18 protein-coding genes are annotated in these 17,100 nt (G+C 68.0%); 6 read left to right on the top strand and 12 right to left on the bottom strand.

All coding sequences use genetic code 11. The annotated features are described in order from the left end of the window. Nucleotides 1-51: 51 nt before the first annotated feature. The 3 genes from P5P27_RS17030 to macS all read right to left on the bottom strand — a co-directional run bounded on the left by P5P27_RS17030 (nt 52) and on the right by macS (nt 3,941). The gene (locus P5P27_RS17030) at nt 52-2,013 is read right to left on the bottom strand and encodes a DUF2339 domain-containing protein (protein ID WP_278125192.1); all 1,962 of its coding nucleotides are present in this window, start codon (nt 2,011-2,013) and stop codon (nt 52-54) included. Nucleotides 2,014-2,097: 84 nt separating this feature from the next. Next, nucleotides 2,098-2,748 carry a response regulator gene (locus P5P27_RS17025; RefSeq protein WP_006896047.1) on the bottom strand — a complete coding sequence of 217 codons (651 nt, stop codon included), beginning with the start codon at nt 2,746-2,748 and terminating at the stop codon, nt 2,098-2,100. Next, entirely contained in the window at nt 2,745-3,941 is a 1,197-nt protein-coding gene (gene macS / locus P5P27_RS17020; RefSeq protein ID WP_278125189.1) for a MacS family sensor histidine kinase, read from the bottom strand. The genes P5P27_RS17025 and macS overlap by 4 nt, the downstream gene beginning before the upstream one ends. A gap of 135 nt (nt 3,942-4,076) precedes the next feature. On the opposite strand from macS, the gene P5P27_RS17015 reads away from it, so the two are divergent. After that, entirely contained in the window at nt 4,077-4,667 is a 591-nt protein-coding gene (locus tag P5P27_RS17015) for a hypothetical protein (protein ID WP_278125188.1), read from the top strand. 7 nt (nt 4,668-4,674) lie between these two features. Here the strand turns inward: P5P27_RS17015 and P5P27_RS17010 are convergent, their stop codons facing one another. From P5P27_RS17010 to P5P27_RS16975, 8 genes are all read right to left on the bottom strand, one after another. Beyond that, a complete protein-coding gene (locus tag P5P27_RS17010; RefSeq protein ID WP_278125186.1) occupies nt 4,675-5,433 on the bottom strand; it encodes a nuclear transport factor 2 family protein in 759 nt (252 codons plus the stop codon). 125 nt (nt 5,434-5,558) lie between these two features. Next, the gene (locus P5P27_RS17005) at nt 5,559-6,554 is read right to left on the bottom strand and encodes a hypothetical protein (RefSeq protein ID WP_278125185.1); all 996 of its coding nucleotides are present in this window, start codon (nt 6,552-6,554) and stop codon (nt 5,559-5,561) included. Then, nucleotides 6,547-7,038 (bottom strand): signal peptidase I, encoded by a 492-nt coding sequence (locus tag P5P27_RS17000; protein WP_423201260.1) that lies wholly within the window; start codon nt 7,036-7,038, stop codon nt 6,547-6,549. The genes P5P27_RS17005 and P5P27_RS17000 overlap by 8 nt, the downstream gene beginning before the upstream one ends. Nucleotides 7,039-7,153: 115 nt before the next feature. Continuing rightward, nucleotides 7,154-7,804, bottom strand: a complete 651-nt coding sequence (locus P5P27_RS16995; protein ID WP_260868777.1) for a SipW-dependent-type signal peptide-containing protein — start codon at nt 7,802-7,804, stop codon at nt 7,154-7,156. A gap of 29 nt (nt 7,805-7,833) precedes the next feature. Further along, a complete protein-coding gene (locus P5P27_RS16990) occupies nt 7,834-8,685 on the bottom strand; it encodes a signal peptidase I (protein ID WP_278125180.1) in 852 nt (283 codons plus the stop codon). After that, complete coding sequence (locus P5P27_RS16985) at nt 8,682-9,218, bottom strand: hypothetical protein (RefSeq protein ID WP_278125178.1); 537 nt, start codon at nt 9,216-9,218, stop codon at nt 8,682-8,684. The genes P5P27_RS16990 and P5P27_RS16985 overlap by 4 nt, the downstream gene beginning before the upstream one ends. 9 nt (nt 9,219-9,227) lie before the next feature. Next, a complete protein-coding gene (locus P5P27_RS16980) occupies nt 9,228-9,728 on the bottom strand; it encodes an alternate-type signal peptide domain-containing protein (RefSeq protein ID WP_278125176.1) in 501 nt (166 codons plus the stop codon). Between the two features lie 132 nt (nt 9,729-9,860). Beyond that, nucleotides 9,861-10,577 (bottom strand): hypothetical protein, encoded by a 717-nt coding sequence (locus P5P27_RS16975; protein WP_278125174.1) that lies wholly within the window; start codon nt 10,575-10,577, stop codon nt 9,861-9,863. Between the two features lie 532 nt (nt 10,578-11,109). On the opposite strand from P5P27_RS16975, the gene dnaK reads away from it, so the two are divergent. The 5 genes from dnaK (at nt 11,110) to P5P27_RS16950 (ending at nt 15,814) form a co-directional block, all read left to right on the top strand. Further along, nucleotides 11,110-12,954, top strand: a complete 1,845-nt coding sequence (gene dnaK / locus P5P27_RS16970) for a molecular chaperone DnaK (protein WP_006896063.1) — start codon at nt 11,110-11,112, stop codon at nt 12,952-12,954. Continuing rightward, nucleotides 12,951-13,562: a nucleotide exchange factor GrpE gene (gene grpE, locus P5P27_RS16965; protein ID WP_006896064.1), complete on the top strand. Its 612-nt coding sequence runs from the start codon at nt 12,951-12,953 to the stop codon at nt 13,560-13,562. The genes dnaK and grpE overlap by 4 nt, the downstream gene beginning before the upstream one ends. A gap of 110 nt (nt 13,563-13,672) precedes the next feature. Then, nucleotides 13,673-14,848, top strand: a complete 1,176-nt coding sequence (gene dnaJ, locus P5P27_RS16960) for a molecular chaperone DnaJ (RefSeq protein ID WP_278125171.1) — start codon at nt 13,673-13,675, stop codon at nt 14,846-14,848. Between the two features lie 6 nt (nt 14,849-14,854). Beyond that, on the top strand, nt 14,855-15,271 hold the full coding sequence (locus P5P27_RS16955) for a heat shock protein transcriptional repressor HspR (RefSeq protein WP_278125170.1): 417 nt from the start codon (nt 14,855-14,857) through the stop codon (nt 15,269-15,271). A gap of 141 nt (nt 15,272-15,412) precedes the next feature. Continuing rightward, on the top strand, nt 15,413-15,814 hold the full coding sequence (locus tag P5P27_RS16950; RefSeq protein WP_278125169.1) for a DoxX family protein: 402 nt from the start codon (nt 15,413-15,415) through the stop codon (nt 15,812-15,814). 21 nt (nt 15,815-15,835) lie between these two features. On the opposite strand, the gene P5P27_RS16945 is transcribed toward P5P27_RS16950, so the two are convergent. Then, complete coding sequence (locus P5P27_RS16945) at nt 15,836-16,990, bottom strand: FAD-binding oxidoreductase (protein WP_278125168.1); 1,155 nt, start codon at nt 16,988-16,990, stop codon at nt 15,836-15,838. Nucleotides 16,991-17,100: the final 110 nt, after the last annotated feature.

The following is a 17,100-nucleotide window of genomic DNA, read 5'->3' as shown; positions in this document are numbered from 1 at the left end:
GCTCCCGGAACGGTCTGTGAGACCGTTCCGGGAGCCAAAATTCTCTGCGGGTCAGTGCGCGGGTTCCTCGGAGGTGAATCGCTGCGCGTAAGCCACGCCGAGCGAGAGCAGAACCAGTCCGGCGACGATGAAGGCGATCACCCGGAACATTCCGTCGAGGGCGGCGAGATCGAACAGGAAGAGTTTCGCGACCGCCGCCGCGATCACCGACAACCCCGTGGCGAGGGTGAGGGTGCGGCTCGCTCCCTGCAGCCTCCGCGCCCACATCAGGGCCGCGGCGGCGGAGCCGAACCAGACGAGGGTCGCCGCGAGGTGACCGGCGCGGAATCCGGTGGCCGAGCCTCCGGTGGCGACTCCGGCGACGCCGACGCACAGTTCGGTGGTGAGCCACAGGCCGATGAGGCCGCCGATCAGCCAGATCTGTTGTGCGCGGCTCGGCGCTGCGGTGCCCCATTCGCGGGCCAGCACCATGGTGGCGGCCAGGCCGAGGAGTGAGCCGACGAGGAGGGTCGCGTGGACCGAGTCACTCAGCCCGCCGGGATACAGGAGCTGTTGCGCCCCGCCCGTCTCCAGCAGCGACGACAGTCCGAGGCCCGCGAACACGGTGGCCGCGATCCGCACTGCGCCCCGCAGATCGTCGGCCCAACGGGCCGCGAGACCCATGATCACCGCACCCGCCAGGAAGCCGAGCGAGATCGTGGAGGCGTCGAGTGCGACCCCGAGCGCCATCGAGATCAGCACCGCTCCCGCGGCCAGCCACACCACCCGGCAGACGAAGGGCACCGACGCTGGTCCGCGGGTAGCCACCGCGGCGACGACGAACAGCACGGCCCCCAATCCGATCACCGCCGTCGACGATCCGGCCCCGGCGGTCCACTGACCTGCGATCATCGGCAGCGGGATCGCCGCGGCCACCGAAGTGAGTCCGAGCACCGCGGCGCGACTGCTTGCGGGCGCCAGCATGATCGCCGAGCAGAGCGCCAGGGCGAGCCCGGTGAGCGCGGTGACCGCCAGGAACCACGCAGGGCCGTCGCCGATCACCACGAACACGGTCATCGGAAGCGTGGTGGCGACAGTGTTGACTACGAACAGCGAGGTCCAGTCCCGACCGGCCTGCAGCCACAGGGTGGCCGCCGCGTACGTCAGCATGAAGCAGACCAGGAGTTCGTCGACGCCGCCCGCGACCACCGGCGCGAAGACCAGCAGCGGCACCGACACCATGAGTGCGAGCGCCTGACTGTTCCACCGGTGCGCCGACCACAGTCCGCCGCCGCCGATCAGTGCGCCGGCGACCAGCGCTGCCGACTCCGGCAGCCAGCCGTAGATCGCGGTGGCGGCGAGGACGTCGAGTAGGGCCGCGGCGACGCCGGTCGCGATCAGGGCGACGGCGCCGGGACGCTTCTCGGGTCGGCGTCCGACCCGCCATCCGACGGCGACCAGCGCGGCGGCGAAGACCGCGCCGCCGGCGACGCGAAGCTCGGGCCGGAGCAGACCGGCCTGTGCGGCCAGAACCAGCAGCAGCACGATTCCGATCAGCGTGATCGCGACGCCGACCGCCGCCAGAACCCGGCCGACCAGCCCGCGTTCGGCGGCGTCGGAGAGTCGTTTGCCGAGGCTGGGCGCCGGCGTGGCCGGCGGCGCCGGGAACGGGCGCGGAGCGTACGACGGCGAGCCGTACGGATGAGGCGGGTAGGGCTGCGGGGCGTACGACGGGACACTGTACGACTGGGGACCGAAGGGCTGTCGCGTGAACGGTGTGCCCACCGTCGGCGGCACCGTCGCGTACTGCAACTGCGGCTGCGGCTCAGGCTGCGGCTGGGGCTGGGGCGCGGGCTGCGGTCCCGTCGCCGCGACCGGGGGCACATCCGCGTCCTGCGGTGTCTCCGACTCTCGGGCGAGCGCCGCGGTGAACGCCTCGAAGTCGGCCGACACCGCCGACATCCGGCCCGCGATGCTCTTCAGCTCGTCGCCGAGGCGGGCCGCCGCGACTGCTGGATCGTTGTTGTTCGTCATGCCTTCCAGCGTCGCGGTGCGGCGCCTCGCGGACATGCGCAGAATTACGCAGAAGGTGTGGGGAGTTGGCCGTGGGGTCGGCGGTTACTCCTGGTCGAGGCCGTGCTCGATCGCGTATCGCGCCAACTCCACCCGGTTGCCGAGCTGCAGCTTCCGCAGCGCGGCGCCGACGTGGTTCTCGACGGTGCGCGGACTGATCGACAGCCGCGTCGCGATCTGCCGCGACGACAGTCCCTTCGCGACATGCCGCAGCACCTCAGTCTCGCGCTGTGTCAGCGTCGGTGCATCGGGTTCGGGGGAGCGGGCGATCCGTCGGTACTCGCCGAGTACCAGTCCGGCGAGGCCGGGAGTGAACACGGCCTGCCCGTCGCCCGTCGCGCGGACGGCCGCGACCAGCTCCGACCGCTGCGCGCTCTTCACCAGATACCCGGTGGCCCCGGCCTTGATGGCCTCGAGCACGTCGTCGCGCTCGTCGGACGCCGAGAGGACCAGCACGTGCGCGCCGGGGTGCGCCGCGAGGACGGCCGCCGTCGCTTCGGCACCGGAGCCGTCGGGCATCTGCATGTCCATCAGGACGACGTCGGGCCGCACCGCCGCGGCACGCGCGGCCGCGCTCGCGCAGCCGTCGGCGGTGGCGACGACGTCGAAGCCCTCCTCCGACAGGTCGCGTGCCACGCCCTCTCGCCACATCGGGTGGTCGTCGACCACCATCACGCGCAGTGCGGCATCGCTCATCGGGACTGCGCCTCTCTCTCGCCGGCCGGGATCGTCAGCTCCCATTCTGTCCCGGCACCGGGCGCCGACTCCAGCCGAGCGGTGCCGCCGAGTGCCTCGATCCGCCCGATGATCGACCGCGAGATCCCCATCCGCCCTTCCTCCACCGCCGCAGACAGCCGGCCGGGCTCGATCCCCACACCGTCGTCGCGGACGCTGACGACGATCTCGGTGTCGAGGTCTTCCAGCAGGACGAAGGCATGCGCGTCGCCGCCCGCGTGGCGTTCGACGTTGTCGAGGATGTTGCCGACCGCGGCGAGCACCTCGCCGGCGACCGCGGCGTCGATCAGGACCCGCTCGCCGGGTGTGCTGACCCGAACACGGTCGGTCGCCAGGGCGCGCAGGCCCGGTCCGAGGTCGAGGAGGGCGCCCCCGTCTGCCACCGGCGCGGGTGTCGCCGCGATGAGCTGCCGCAGCACGCGTTCCTGTTCGGCCGCCAGACTCGCGAGTTCGTCAGTGGGACCGCCGATCTCGCGCCCGCGACGAGCGATCAGGGCGAGGACCTGCAGCACGCCGTCGTGCACCTCGCGGGCGAGCCGTTCGCGTTCGGCCGATGCCGCGGCGAGTTCGACGGCCGCGGTGAGCCGGGAGTGCATCAGCCGGGCGCGAGAGGCGGCCATGCCGAGGGCGATCGACGCGGCGGCGAGCAGGATGGCCGTCGCGTTGCGTCCGAAGTTCAGCAGGAATTCGCCCTTGACGTAGTAGTTCGTCAGTCCGATCACCGCTGCGGCCGCGAAACCCCAGCGCGCCCCGCCGAGCAACGCCGCGGACAGTGCCGCGTTGGTCATCCAGAGAGTGGTGGGCCAGGTCTGGTTGTCGGCGATCCACTGGCCGGAGGCGACGAACTCGGTCGAGAGCATCATCGCGGCCGACACGATCACCTCGCTCGCGACGAACCACCGGCGGCGTCCGAATCCGGCGAGGTAGCCGGTGGTCCACCAGACGTTGGCCGCGGTCAGGACGGCGAACAGGATCCAGGTGACGGCGGGATGTTCCAGGTCGCCGTTGATCGCGACCTGGAAACCGAGTGCGTAGACGAAGGCGACGAGACGGAAGATCTGCGCCGCCCGCCACATGGGGCCGACGGGGTCGGCGTCGTCCAGACCCCGCCAGAGGGCGGTGGGATCGGCGGCGGGCAGGGCGCGGCGGTCCACGATTCAGAACTGCCGGTCGCGGAACGGGGACGTCGTCATGGCTCCATCTAACAAGGGGCGCGTCACAGCGGCGACCGCTCTCGACGTTTCGTCGGCCCGGAGGCGACCTCCTGATCGATGTCCTACGCTCGGCACGTGATCTTCTGGCCGCGACGACGGCGCCGCCCGCCGGCGCAGCAGCCTTCGCGGGTGCCGTTGCCCGGACTGTGGTCGCGCGGCGTGGAGTTCGGCGACGACGCCCTGACCTTCGTCGACTACGTTCACCCGGCGGCCTCGGTGTGTGCCGAGCCGGTGCTGTCGGTGAGCGGGATCCGCGACGTCGACCCGGCTGGATTCCCGCCGGAGATCCGCACGACGGCGGGCGAGACGCTGTTCGTGTCCAAGCTGCGTGAGGGCGACCTCCGGCAGTTCGCCGAGCGTCACCGGATTCCGCAGATCGCCCGCCCCGACATCTGGATGCGGCTGCTCGAGCCCTTTCTCGACACCACGATCGGCCACGGTCGGCAGGCCGATACCGACGGCTGGCTGCGGGAGCGCGGGTTGTCGGAGGCGGAGATCGCTCGGGCCCGCGCCCGCGTGGGACCGATGATGACCGCCTACAACGAGCTCCTGTGGGAGTGGGAGGATCTGAACCTCTCCGACCTCGTTCTGGCCTCCGCATCCAGTCCCGACGCGGGTCTGTATTGGTGGGCGATGGAGCTCGCCGACCGCGCGGCCGTCGAGTAGGGCGGGTTCAGCTCGCGGCGTACACCTTCATCGCGACGATCTGCCTGCGTTCGAAGGTGGCCATCGCCACCGCGTGTTCTTCGCCGCGCGTGAGGCTCACTGTCACGTATCGTCCGGCAGCCAGGCACTTGCCGGTCTGCCAGCCGTCCAGTTCGTCGCGCAGGTCTGCGACCGGCCCGACGCGCCCGGCACCGTACTCGACCCGTACGTCGGACCCGGACCGCCCTGCGCACGCCGCGTCTAGGAACGCGAGCGTCCGCCGCTTCTCCGCGGCGCCCGCGCGAACGAACCCTCGGGCGAAGCCGGCGGCCCCGCCGAGTCCCTGGTTCCGCAGCAGCGCCCCGGTCAGCCGCGTCGAGATCGGGAGTGCGTCGACTCCTTCGGCAAGGAGTTGTCGCACCATGGTCGGCAGTTCCCAGTGAGCGAACAGGCCCGCGATCAGATCGGCCGACGCCATCTCATACCGCAGGTGCACAGGCACCGTCAGCGTCACGGCGTCGCTCATGCGGATCTCCAGCGTGAGGTCGCGGATCACGGTGTCGCCACAGACGATGTCGTGCGCCGGATGGAAGACGATCGTGTTGGGGGCGATGAAGGTGTCGTAGAAGCGGGAGAGCTGCTCGTCTCCGCGGTGCGGGCTCGACCCCACCGGGTCGTTGACTATCGCGTCCGGTGCGAACAGCGACAGCCACCGCTGTTTGTGGTGCGCGGCCACGGCCGCCGGCGACCCTTCGACGGTGGCCAGCATCTGCTCTCGCAGTCCCATCCCACTCCGTTCCTGAGTCGACCATCGCAATAGAACGCGTTCTAGTCTAACCGTCGGTCCGTCGTCCGGAAATGGGAAGGCGCGTCCGGGTCGGGGTGCACCGGACGCGCCTTCGCATGGGTGGGTCAGGAGACTGCGCAGGTCTCCGTGTCGACCTTCTTCACCGTGGTCCCGTTGGTGATCGAGACGGTATTGGTGGCGGAGTTGACGCTCGCGACGTCGCCGTCCTCAAGCGGGGTCCGGCACTTCTCGACACCATCGGCGTTGAGGATCAACTGACGATCGGTGCCCGCCACTTCGAGAGCGATCGTGAGCTTCGGCTTGGCCTCGGTACTCGGCTCGGTGGCTTCGGCACTGGTGTCGGGTGCCGACGACGGAGTGGTCGACTCGACGGACTCGGACTCTGACGGCTTCGTCGACTCTGATGGCTTCGTCGCCGACGTGGTGGGGTCGGCCTCTGATTCTGGCGCGTTGCTGGTCGACGGTTCCGATGTCGTCGACGGTGCAAGTTTCTCCATCGCGCTTCGCATCCTCGACAGGGCGCCCGGTGCGTCGTTGACGATGTTTTGGGGTGCGGCGGGAGTCCAGTCGGACTGTTCCTGCCAACTCGAGATGTTGGATCGACCTCGGTCACCGCCTCCGTTGGAGGTGCAGTACGTGACGCCAGACCAGTTGGTGATGTCCCATTGGGCGTAACCACTCGACAGCTCGCCGTTCTGGCCGTATCGCGTACGGACGCGAACGGAATAGACCTTCTTCAGAACTGAGTACGGGAGGGAAATGCCATTGTAGTTCGCGACCGAGGTCGCACCGGACCAAGCCGGACTGCTTCCGCCCTCCCACCGTTCCACTTCGTACCAGTACCCGGGGCCGGCGCTGGTCCACTGGAGATCCGCTTTGGAACCGCCTCCGCCGCTGCACGACATGCCCGTCACAACCGGCACTGGAGTGAAGTTCTGACTCGCTATCTGGGACACATTGGCTGTCGCCGCATCAGTTCCGGCGGCCATGGTGTCGGTGGTCTGTACCAGTCCGACCGCGGCGACGGCCGCGCCGCCGATGGCGAGGAGCGCACGAGTGGACGGCAGCTTCTGGCGAATTGATTGACGGAGATTAGCCACAGTTGGCCTCCTGGAGCTTGGCCTCGCTGCTGTCGGCGGGCTCATCGAGTGTTTCGGTCTGGTGTGCGTCATTCGACGCGTCGCTGCTGGATCGGCGTAGGGGGCCGAAAGCGAGCATCAGCAAGGCCCCGGCGAGGACGCCGCCGAGGAAGATCGCCGTCTTGCTCGAAAGCCACGCGGCTACGTACCCGGCGAACGGCACGCTTGTGATCACCCGATCTGCGTGATCGACCAGGTACGGCGTGGGATCCGCAACTCGGTTCGCATCGCCCTTCATGATCAGCGCGACCTTGTCGCCACCGGCGGGGTCGACTGCAACGACGCGATGGGTGATTCGAGTTCCGGCCTCGTTGTCGACACTGACGACATCGCCGACACTGATCTGCGCTGCGGGAACGGTACGGGCCACTGCGAGAGAGCCGGTCGGGATCTGCGGCGACATCGACCCCGATCGGAACACCAGTGGCTTGATCCCGAACGTCATCGACACCACCGCGATCACGATGCAGACCAGACCCGCGACGGCGCCGAGATTGAGGGCGAGCTCGCGGCGGCGGCGTCGCTGCGTAGTCCTTGCTTCCTGCTGACTCATTGCGAGATCACGCTTGGGTCGCTGCGAAGTTGAATTTGACTGACAGAGCTGACATCCGCGCACTATTCGGGGCGTTGGAGTCGAGAGTGATTTGGAAGCACAGATTGTCGGTCGTGTTCTTGTTCACTCGCTGGTTGGTCGTGATGATGTCGGTGGTGCCGAGCGTCAGCGCCTTGCCCGTCGCGATGGCGGTGCCGCCGCTGCAGACGGTTCCATTGCTGCTACCACCCCGGTAGACGTTCACCTTCAGATTCTGCGCGAACGTGCCGGCGTTCGCGTCGCCGTATGTCGCTGTGCCGCTGTCGGCGCTGACTGCCTTCATCGTGTAGTCGAAGTCGCTGCCGCCGATGTTGTTGACCGGGAGCATGCCCGCGACTGTGGCTCCCTTAGCGAGGTTGAGCTTCGCCAATGACGCGAATTGGTGTGTTGGCCGGTCGCCGTGAAGATCCATTCGCACGTCGACGGCCGCCGTGCTGAACATTCCGGTAGTCGCGGTCGCGGTGTCCGACCACGCGGCCATCGTGCCGACGGCGCCGAGACCGAAGACCATTCCGAGTGAGGCGATCGCTCGGGCGCGCGTCCAACCGGTGTCGCCGAGGCGCCCGCGCAGTCGCGACCCCGACCGCTCGCGGTCGTGAGTTTCGTTGGATGAGGACATCTGTTTCTGCCTAATCATTCGGGAGGGAGTCACTTGATGAAAGGAATCGGTTGGGTGATCTCGGCACTGGGGATCACCGGCGTCGCCGACGGCGGGCCGGGGACCGCCGAGTAGGCGAGCGGCGGACGTCCGGACTGATCGGCGCCGCACGCATAGCAGCGGTTCTCAGATCCTGCGGAGTGCCGGCCGCCGACCTCGGCGTGCGCCGGAACCGCCTGCGTGGGAGCCGGCGGCATCGGCGGATCGGGTGGAGCGGCTCCGGACTCGGGGCTCTCGGGAGGCTTCGGCTTCTTGCGGTCGCGGATGCTGCTGATCCACATCCACAACGCGTACGCACCGAGACCGCCGGCGATCACGAACACCGCGATGCTCCGCGACGAGCCGGAGATCAGGGAGTTGATCCGGCCGAGGTAGGGAACCGAGTACAGCAGTCTGCCGCGGACCTGCTCTTCGACGAGTTGGACCGGGTCCGTCGCATTATTGGCATCGCCCTTGGTGATGAACCGGCGCTTACCGCTCGCGTCGTAGACGATGCTGATGATCCGATGCGTCGTGACCGACGGATTGCCCGACTCCGGCTGGAACGTGATGACGTCGCCAGCCTTCAATTGATCGCCCGGCGTCGGCTTCACCACGATCAGCGTTCCCGGCGGGTACGTCGGCTGCATCGACCCGGTGAGCACCGTGTACGCGGTGGAACCGGTCAGCCGCGGAACCACCACGAGCACAGCGAGCACGCCGACCGCGACGAGCAGCAGCGTCCACGAGGCGATCGTCTTCACCCACCAGATGGGTGGAGTCGCGTCGGAGTTCTCCGCGTCGCTTGCGGAGGGAAGCGCCTCCGTCTCGCTGGTGTGATGGGTTCCGCGACTGAACATCATGAGTTGCTGACCGACTGGGCGCCGAAGGTGAAGGTCGCGTTGGCCGACTGCGACGTCGATGCGTTGGTCGCGATGGTGGTACGCAGGCACAGCACTTCGGTAGTACCCGCCGCGACGTTGCGGGCTGCGGTGGCAGCGGTGTTCATCGCACCCGAGTAGATCTCGTCACCGACATCGCCGGTGGGGGTGCACGCGGCCTCGCTGCCGACTACCGCGACACGCAGCTGCAGCGGGGTGGTGCCGGTGACGGCCACCGAGTTCAGCTTGTACTGCATCGTCACATTGCCGGAATTGATGACCGGCAGCGGCTTCTGGACGCTGTCGCCGGGGTTCGCGTCAGTCAGCGTCAGTCCGTCGAGAGTGAACTGCTTGACGCCGCCCTGGTTCACCGAGATGTCGAGCTTGCCCGCGGTGACGGTGGTGGATGAGCCTGTGGTTTCCGAACGCCAGAGGGCGCCGGTCTGCTGGAGGGATACGAATCCCACCAGCAGCACCGCCGCCGCTGCGAGCGCCCATTTGATCTGGGGCTTCACGTGTTCTTCTTAGCTGCTGAGCTTCTGCGTCAGCGTGACAGCTGCGCCGTTGAGGCTGCCGGGCTTATCCATGCTGGTGTTGTCGGTCACCTTGGCGGGGTCGAACAGAACCGTCGTGGTGATGGTCCGGGTGCCGGAAGATTCGATGGTCTCGTTCCCGGTTGCGCCAGCGGTAGTTGCGGTCAGGTAGGGCGCGAGCAAGCCACTGACCCCGCCGACTGTCGGAACAAGCTCGGCTTTGAGATTGGTTCCCTTGAGAGTGATGTTGTACTCGGCGACGTACTTCACCGAGTCTCCGGGGACGAGGAAGTCCGTTGCCGGGTTGAAAGCAGTGCCATCGGCCCAGGTCCACGAGCCGGTACCCGTTTGAGTGACGTTCAAGCTACCGGCGGTGACAGCAGTGGTGTTGCCGCCGACTTGGCTGTTCCACGCGGCCATGGTGCCCGCGCCACCGGCGAGGATGAGCGCGCCGGCGGCAGCGGCGATCGCGCCCTTGGTTGCCTTGTTCATGTGTTCCCGTTTCTTCTCAGGGACTGTTCCGGAGGTTTCCGGACAGTGGGAGGGAAGGGTGCGCGAGGTGACCCCGCGCGGTCTCGGCCGGGATGGCCGAAGTCGTAAGTGACGGACAGACTTCCGTCGGAATCAGCGGTCGTTCGCCACTACGGCGGGTGCCGACGCGAACTGGCTCTTCGAGGCGTTGCCGAGGCTGCCCGACGCCGAACCGGAACCGAAGAGGTCGCCGAGGGAGCCGCCGCTCAGCGACCCGCCGAGCGAGCCGCTGTCGCCGTCACCGGTTCCCGGATCGGTACCGGGCGCGACCTCGTTGAGGAAGAATCCCCACCCGGGATCAATTGAGAACGACTGGGCGGTCTCGCCTGCAGGCAGCCCGATGTAGAGGTTGACGGCCACCGGCTTGTCCTTGACCAGACGTCCCGACTCGGCGAGGAGCTTCGCGTCATCGGGGGAAGTCGATACCCCGGTGATGGTCGCGGGAGTACCGGTCTTGCCGTCGATGTCGGCGCGCAGTTGGGCGGTTCCGTCGCCGCCCACTGACCAGAACCCCGTGAACACCTGGAACTTGGCCGGCGTATCGCAGGTGTTCTTCACCTGGAACGAGCTGTGCTTGGCGAACTCGCCGGGTATCGGGTGAATGCTGGTGTCGTACGTCAGCGCCGCCTGCGCGATCCAGGTGGTGCCGGCGTCCTGCGAGAACGCCATGCAGCTGTCATCGACGTCGTCGCCGACCGCAGCATGAGCGCTGCCGGCGCCGATGGCAGCGAGCGACACTGCCGCTGCTCCGGCGGCAGTGACGACGACTGCGCGTCGAGCGGTTGAGGTCAATCGTGCGATGGGTGCCATGCCGAGAATGATGGGACGCCGCAGCGCCCCACGGTGCCACCAACTCTGGGGACACAGTGCGAGGGAGCACTTCTGTGCCGGAAATGCGGCGTCGAGGGCGAATGTGTAACGAGGGATGTTTCCGCAGGTCGACGGGATCGAGGCGCCTCTGCTCAGGTCGTTCTCAGGTATCCGGTGACGCGCATCACCATCTGTTCGTATGAATGGAACAGGTCATGGTTTTGACGCTCGATACGTGCCCGAAGGCTCGGCGCATGACGCAGATGCTGCCTCCATGGCCGTTCACGTTCGGTGGTGATCGACATCACCCAGGATTGAGTCAACTTCGCTCAACTCTCCGGAATGAATCGTCCCTGCGTACAGTTGAACCCATCGAGAAACTTGAGTGAAAGCGGCTCAACAAGGTTGACGGGGTGAACATCCTCGATTAAACCTGAGTCGAAGGCGCTGAGGTTTCACAGACCAACAAGGCCCTCCCGGCCCAAAGAACTACCCGGCCCCCACCAGCAAGCCGGAACTAGGAGGAACACACATGTCACGTGCTGTCGGAATCGACCTCGGCACCACCAACTCCGTGGTGTCGGTTCTCGAAGGCGGCGAGCCCGCCGTCATCGCCAACGCTGAGGGGTCGCGGACCACTCCGTCGATCGTCGCGTTCGCGCGCAACGGCGAAGTCCTCGTCGGACAGCCGGCCAAGAACCAGGCCGTCACCAACGTCGACCGCACCATCCGCTCGGTGAAGCGCCACATGGGCGACACCGATTGGACCGTCGAGATCGACGGCAAGAAGTACACCCCGCAGGAGATCAGCGCCCGCACGCTGATGAAGCTGAAGCGCGACGCCGAGGCCTACCTGGGTGAGGACGTCACCGACGCGGTCATCACCGTGCCGGCGTACTTCAACGACTCGCAGCGTCAGGCCACCAAGGAGGCCGGCCAGATCGCGGGCCTCAACGTCCTGCGCATCGTCAACGAGCCCACCGCGGCCGCTCTGGCCTACGGTCTCGACAAGGGCGAGAAGGAACAGACCATCCTGGTCTTCGACCTCGGTGGCGGCACCTTCGACGTCTCGCTGCTCGAGATCGGCGACGGAGTCGTCGAGGTCCGCGCCACGTCGGGCGACAACAACCTCGGTGGTGACGACTGGGACGAGCGCATCGTCGAATGGCTCGTCGACAAGTTCAAGGCCAGCTCGGGCATCGACCTGACCAAGGACAAGATGGCCATGCAGCGTCTGCGCGAGGCCGCTGAGAAGGCGAAGATCGAACTCTCGTCCTCGCAGAGCACCTCGATCAACCTGCCGTACATCACCGTCGACGCCGACAAGAACCCGCTCTTCCTCGACGAGCAGCTCTCGCGCGCTGAGTTCCAGCGCATCACGAGCGACCTGCTCGAGCGCACCCGGACTCCGTTCCAGGCCGTCATCAAGGACGCGGGCATCGCGGTCAGCGACATCGACCACGTGGTGCTCGTCGGCGGTTCCACCCGCATGCCTGCCGTGACAGACCTGGTCAAGGAGCTCACCGGTGGTCAGGAGCCCAACAAGGGCGTCAACCCGGACGAGGTCGTCGCCGTCGGCGCCGCCCTGCAGGCCGGCGTCCTGCGCGGCGAGGTCAAGGACGTGCTGCTGCTCGACGTGACCCCGCTGTCCCTCGGCATCGAGACCAAGGGCGGCGTGATGCACAAGCTGATCGAGCGCAACACCACCATTCCGACCAAGCGGTCGGAGACCTACACCACCGCTGAAGACAACCAGCCGTCGGTGCAGATCCAGGTGTACCAGGGTGAGCGCGAGATCGCCTCGCACAACAAGCTGCTCGGATCGTTCGAGCTCGGCGGCATCGCGCCTGCACCGCAGGGCGTTCCGCAGATCGAGGTCACCTTCGACATCGACGCGAACGGCATCGTTCACGTCACCGCGAAGGACAAGGGCACCGGCAAGGAGAACAGCATCCGCATCCAGGACGGCTCGGGTCTGTCGAAGGACGAGATCGACCGGATGATCAAGGACGCCGAGGCTCACGCCGAAGAGGACCGCGTCCGCCGCGAGGAGGCCGAGACCCGCAACCAGGCGGAGTCGCTGGTCAACCAGACCGAGAAGTTCCTGAAGGAGAACGAGGACAAGGTCCCCGCCGACGTCAAGGACAAGGTCAACGCGGCCATCACCGGAGCCAACGAGGCGCTGAAGGGCACCGACACCGGCGCCATCCGCAGCGCGATCGAGAAGCTGTCGGAGGAGTCGCAGGCCATGGGCCAGGCGATCTACGCGGCGGCTCAGGCCGAGGGCGAGGCCGGTGCGGCCACCGGTGACGCCGGAGCCGACGACGTCGTCGACGCCGAGGTCGTGGACGATCCCGCCGAAGGTGAGAACAAGTGACAGCCGGTAACAACGCCGGGGAGAACACCGCCGAAGAGCCGGTGACGGTGACCGACAACCGTCGCGTCGACCCGGAGACGGGTGAGGTGCGCGACGGCGCGGGAACCCAGCAGGCTGAAGCCGCCGCGGACGACGCGGCGGCCCAGCCGGCCGGCGACCAGGCCACCCCGGCCGATGCGCAGGTGGCGGAGCTGACCGAGGCCCTGCAGCGGGAGCGCGCGCAGTTCGCGAACTTCCGTCGCCGCAGTGCCGAGGAGCAGCTGCAGGCCGTCGACCGCGGTAAGCAGATCCTCGTGGAGAAGCTGCTGCCCATCCTCGACGACCTCGACCGCGCCCGGGACCACGGAGACCTCGACGAGGGCCCGCTGCGGGCGTTCGCCGACAAGCTGGTCGACGTTCTCTCGGGTGAGAAGCTGGCGAAGTTCGCGGAGCCGGGCGAGGAATTCGACCCGGAACTCCACGAAGCCATTCAGAATGATGGCAGCGGGGACACCCCTGTCATCGGCAACGTCTTCCGGACGGGCTACCGCCTGGGAGACAAGGTGATCCGTCACGCCATGGTGACGGTCACCGACCCGGCGCCGAGCGACGCTGCGCCGGAGCAGTGATGCGAGCGCGGGGTCGCCGTTGCACGGCGGCCCCGCGGCCCCACTGCCACCGTGTGTCCGAACAGGAGCGACACATGACAACCACAGACTTTTCAAGGAGGTGACGCCTGATGGCTCCCCAGCGTGAATGGCTGGAACGCGATTTCTACGCAGACCTCGGCGTTTCTTCCGACGCCAGTGCCGACCAGATCAAGAAGGCTTACCGGAAGCTCGCCCGTGAGTTGCACCCGGACGCCAACCCGGGCGACACGGCGGCCGAAGAACGCTTCAAGAGAGTGTCGGAGGCGCACAGCGTGCTCTCCGACGAGACCAAGCGCCGCGAATACGACGAGGCCCGGACCCTGATGGCCAGCGGCCGGTTCCGCGGCGGCAACGGTTTCGGCGGCGGAACGCCGGGCGGTGCCGGCGGATTCGACTTCGGTGATCTGTTCGGCGCGGCCGGCGGTGCGGGCGGGGGCGGTGGCCTCGGCGACATGCTCGGCGACCTGCTGGGCGGACGCGGCGGCTTCGGCGGGTCGGCCGGCGGACCCCGCCAACGGCGCGGCAACGATCTCGAGACCGAGACCACCCTCGCATTCCGCGACGCGGTGCAGGGCACCACCGTGACGCTGCGCGTCACGAGCCCGTCGCCGTGCACCAAGTGCCACGGCAGCGGTGCACGGCCGGGCAGCAGCCCGCGCACGTGCCCCACCTGCAACGGCACCGCCTTCGTCACCCGCAACCAGGGGCACTTCGGATTCTCCGAACCCTGCCCCGACTGCCAGGGCACCGGCACCAAGATCGACGATCCGTGCCCGGACTGTCAGGGCACCGGCATCACCGTGCGCCCGCGGACCATCAACGTCCGCGTCCCGCAGGGCGTGGAGGACGGTCAGCGGATCCGGCTCGCCGGTCAGGGGGAGGCCGGTATGCGCGGCGCGCCGTCCGGCGACCTGTACGTGACCGTGCACGTGATGGCCGACAAGGTGTTCACCCGCAGCGGCAACGACCTCAAGGTCTCACTGCCGGTGTCCATCTCGGAACTGATTCTCGGAGCGACCATCTCGGTTCCGACGCTCGACGGTTCCGTCGGCGTCAAGATCCCGGCGGGCACCTCCGACGGACGGACCCTGCGGCTGAAGGGCCGCGGTGTGCCGAAGCGATCCGGCGGATCCGGTGATCTGCTGGTGACGGTGAAGGTCGCGGTGCCGACCAAGCTCGACGACGCGGCGACCGAAGCGATGAAGAAGTATGCGGAGGCCGAACGGGCCAGTGGATTCGACCCCCGCGCAGGATGGGGGCGGTGATGACCCATGGCAGTCGACGATCGAGGAGACCAGTCGCGCAATGACGACGTCGGCGACGCCGCCACGTTCATGATCTCGGTGGCGGCGGAGCTGGCCGGCATGCACGCCCAGACCCTCCGGACCTACGATCGGCTGGGGCTGGTGACCCCGCAGCGCACGCGCGGCGGCGGGCGTCGCTACTCCAACCGCGACGTCGAGATGCTTCGCGAGATCCAGCGGTTGTCGCAGGACGAGGGCGTGAACCTCGCGGGGATCAAACGGATCATCGAACTCAGCGACGAGGTGGAGGCCCTGCGCCGACGGGTCAGTGACCTGACTCGGCAGATGGAGTCGGCGTCGCGGGCACGTCACGGAGAACTGGTTCCGGTGCCCCGCACCAACGCCCTCGTGGTGTGGCAACCGCGGGGAAAACGGAGCCGCTGACGCGGTAGCACCACGACGCGGTAGAACCACAACGCGATAGAGCCACAAGGCCGCCGACTGCCGTCGGCGGCCTTGCCCGTTTCGGTTCCACTATCCTCGGCGGCGTGTGCCCCGAGCACCCACCGTCTATCGAGAGGTCCCATGAATCTGATCCACGCCGCAGGCCGCGCCCTCACCGGCATCCCGTACATGATCCTGGGCTACGACGCCGCCACGGCGCCGGGTGCCCGCGTCGAAGCGGCGTCGCCGCTGCTCGACAAGATCCGGACCGTGATCCCGCTGCCGACCGACAACGAGACGATCGTCCGGGCCAACGGTGCCGCCCAGGTGCTGGGCGGCGCGATGATCGCCACCGGTCTCGGTGCACGGCCCGGTGCGGTCCTGCTGGCGGCGTCGCTGGTTCCGACCACCTTCGCCGGGCACGCCTTCTGGGAGATCGACGATCCGATGCAGCACAAGATGCAGCAGATCCAGTTCCTGAAGAACGTGTCGATGCTCGGCGGTGCGTTGGCCGTGCTGGTCGCGTCCCGGCATCGGTCGTAGGCAGTGCCCGGTCCCGGGCGGTCAGTTCAGCGGGTCGTGCTGGATCGCGTCGGGATTCACGCCTGCGGCCCGTAGTCGCAGCGCGGTGTGGAAGACCATCGGGGCCGGGCCGGACAGCAGCACCTGGCGGCCCCGCCAGTCGGCGTATGTCGCGGCCACCTCGCCGACGCGGCCGTAGCGCACTTCGAGCCCCCAGCCGCGCGGATCGGTGCCGCCGGTGAGCCACCACGGGTCCTCGGTGTTCTCCGTGACGGCGGTGACGCGCAGCCACGGATTCGCGCCGGCCAGCTGTGCGAGCACGCCGAGCTCGTACAGTTCGCCGGGATTCTGTGTTCCGTAGAAGAGGTGGACCGGAGCCGGCTCGCCGAAGCGGGCGTGTTCGATCAGCAGCGCGCGCAGGGGAGCGAGCCCGGTACCGCCGGCGATCAGCAGCGCCGGTCGCGCCGGATCGATGTGCATGGTGCCGTGGCGCTGTGCGAAGGTCCACACGTCTCCGACCGCGGTGTCTCGCACGATGGAGCCGCTGACCCGGCCGCCCGGCACGGCTCGGACGTGGAACTCCAACTCGCCCTGCGGGTTCGAGGGAATGGCCGGGGAGAAGTTGCGCCAGGTCCGGGGCCACTGCGGGATCTGTGTCTCGAGGTACTGGCCGGCGGCGTACGGCGGGTGCGGTCCATCGGCGATCAGCCGGATCACGGCCCGTTCGCGCGTGATCCGGAACTTCTGCACCACGCGGGCGTGCCAGCGCGGGGGACCCTCGGCGCTTTCCGCGGCGCCGCGCATCACACCGGTGGTCAGGAGCATCGCCTGCCCGACGGTCTCCTCCACCTCCGGCGTCCAGCGGTTGCCGAAGGCGAACTGGAACTCCGACATCAGGGCGTCGTAGATCAGCCAGTAGTGCTCGCTGACGACGCCGAACTTGCGGTGGTCGCGGCCCAACTGCGCGAGGAACTCAACCAGCTCGCCGTGGCCGTCCGGTGCCCCGATCGCGTCGAGCACGTGGTCGATCACATCCACGAATGAGGCTCGGAGAGTGCCCATCTCTGCCGGAAACAACTCTCGCAGGCTGGGCCGCATCGCGAACAGCCGGGCGAAGACGCTGCTCGCGAAACGGTCGGGATCGCTCGCCAGGAGTGCCCGGGTCTGCGCCAGGATCGGCTGCTCGGGCTGAGTCACTCTTCCTGCTCGCTTTCCGCGTCGTCGCTGGTGTTCACGGGCCGCCCGGTGCCGGGCGTGGTCCACTGTAGTCGGCGTGACCGACTGGCCCCGATATTGTTCGGCGTGCC

Source organism: Gordonia sihwensis (assembly GCF_029632925.1).
GTDB classification, from domain to species: Bacteria; Actinomycetota; Actinomycetes; order Mycobacteriales; family Mycobacteriaceae; genus Gordonia; species Gordonia sihwensis.
Note: the sequence above shows the minus strand (reverse complement) of the source record. Positions and strands in the feature narration are given on the sequence as shown.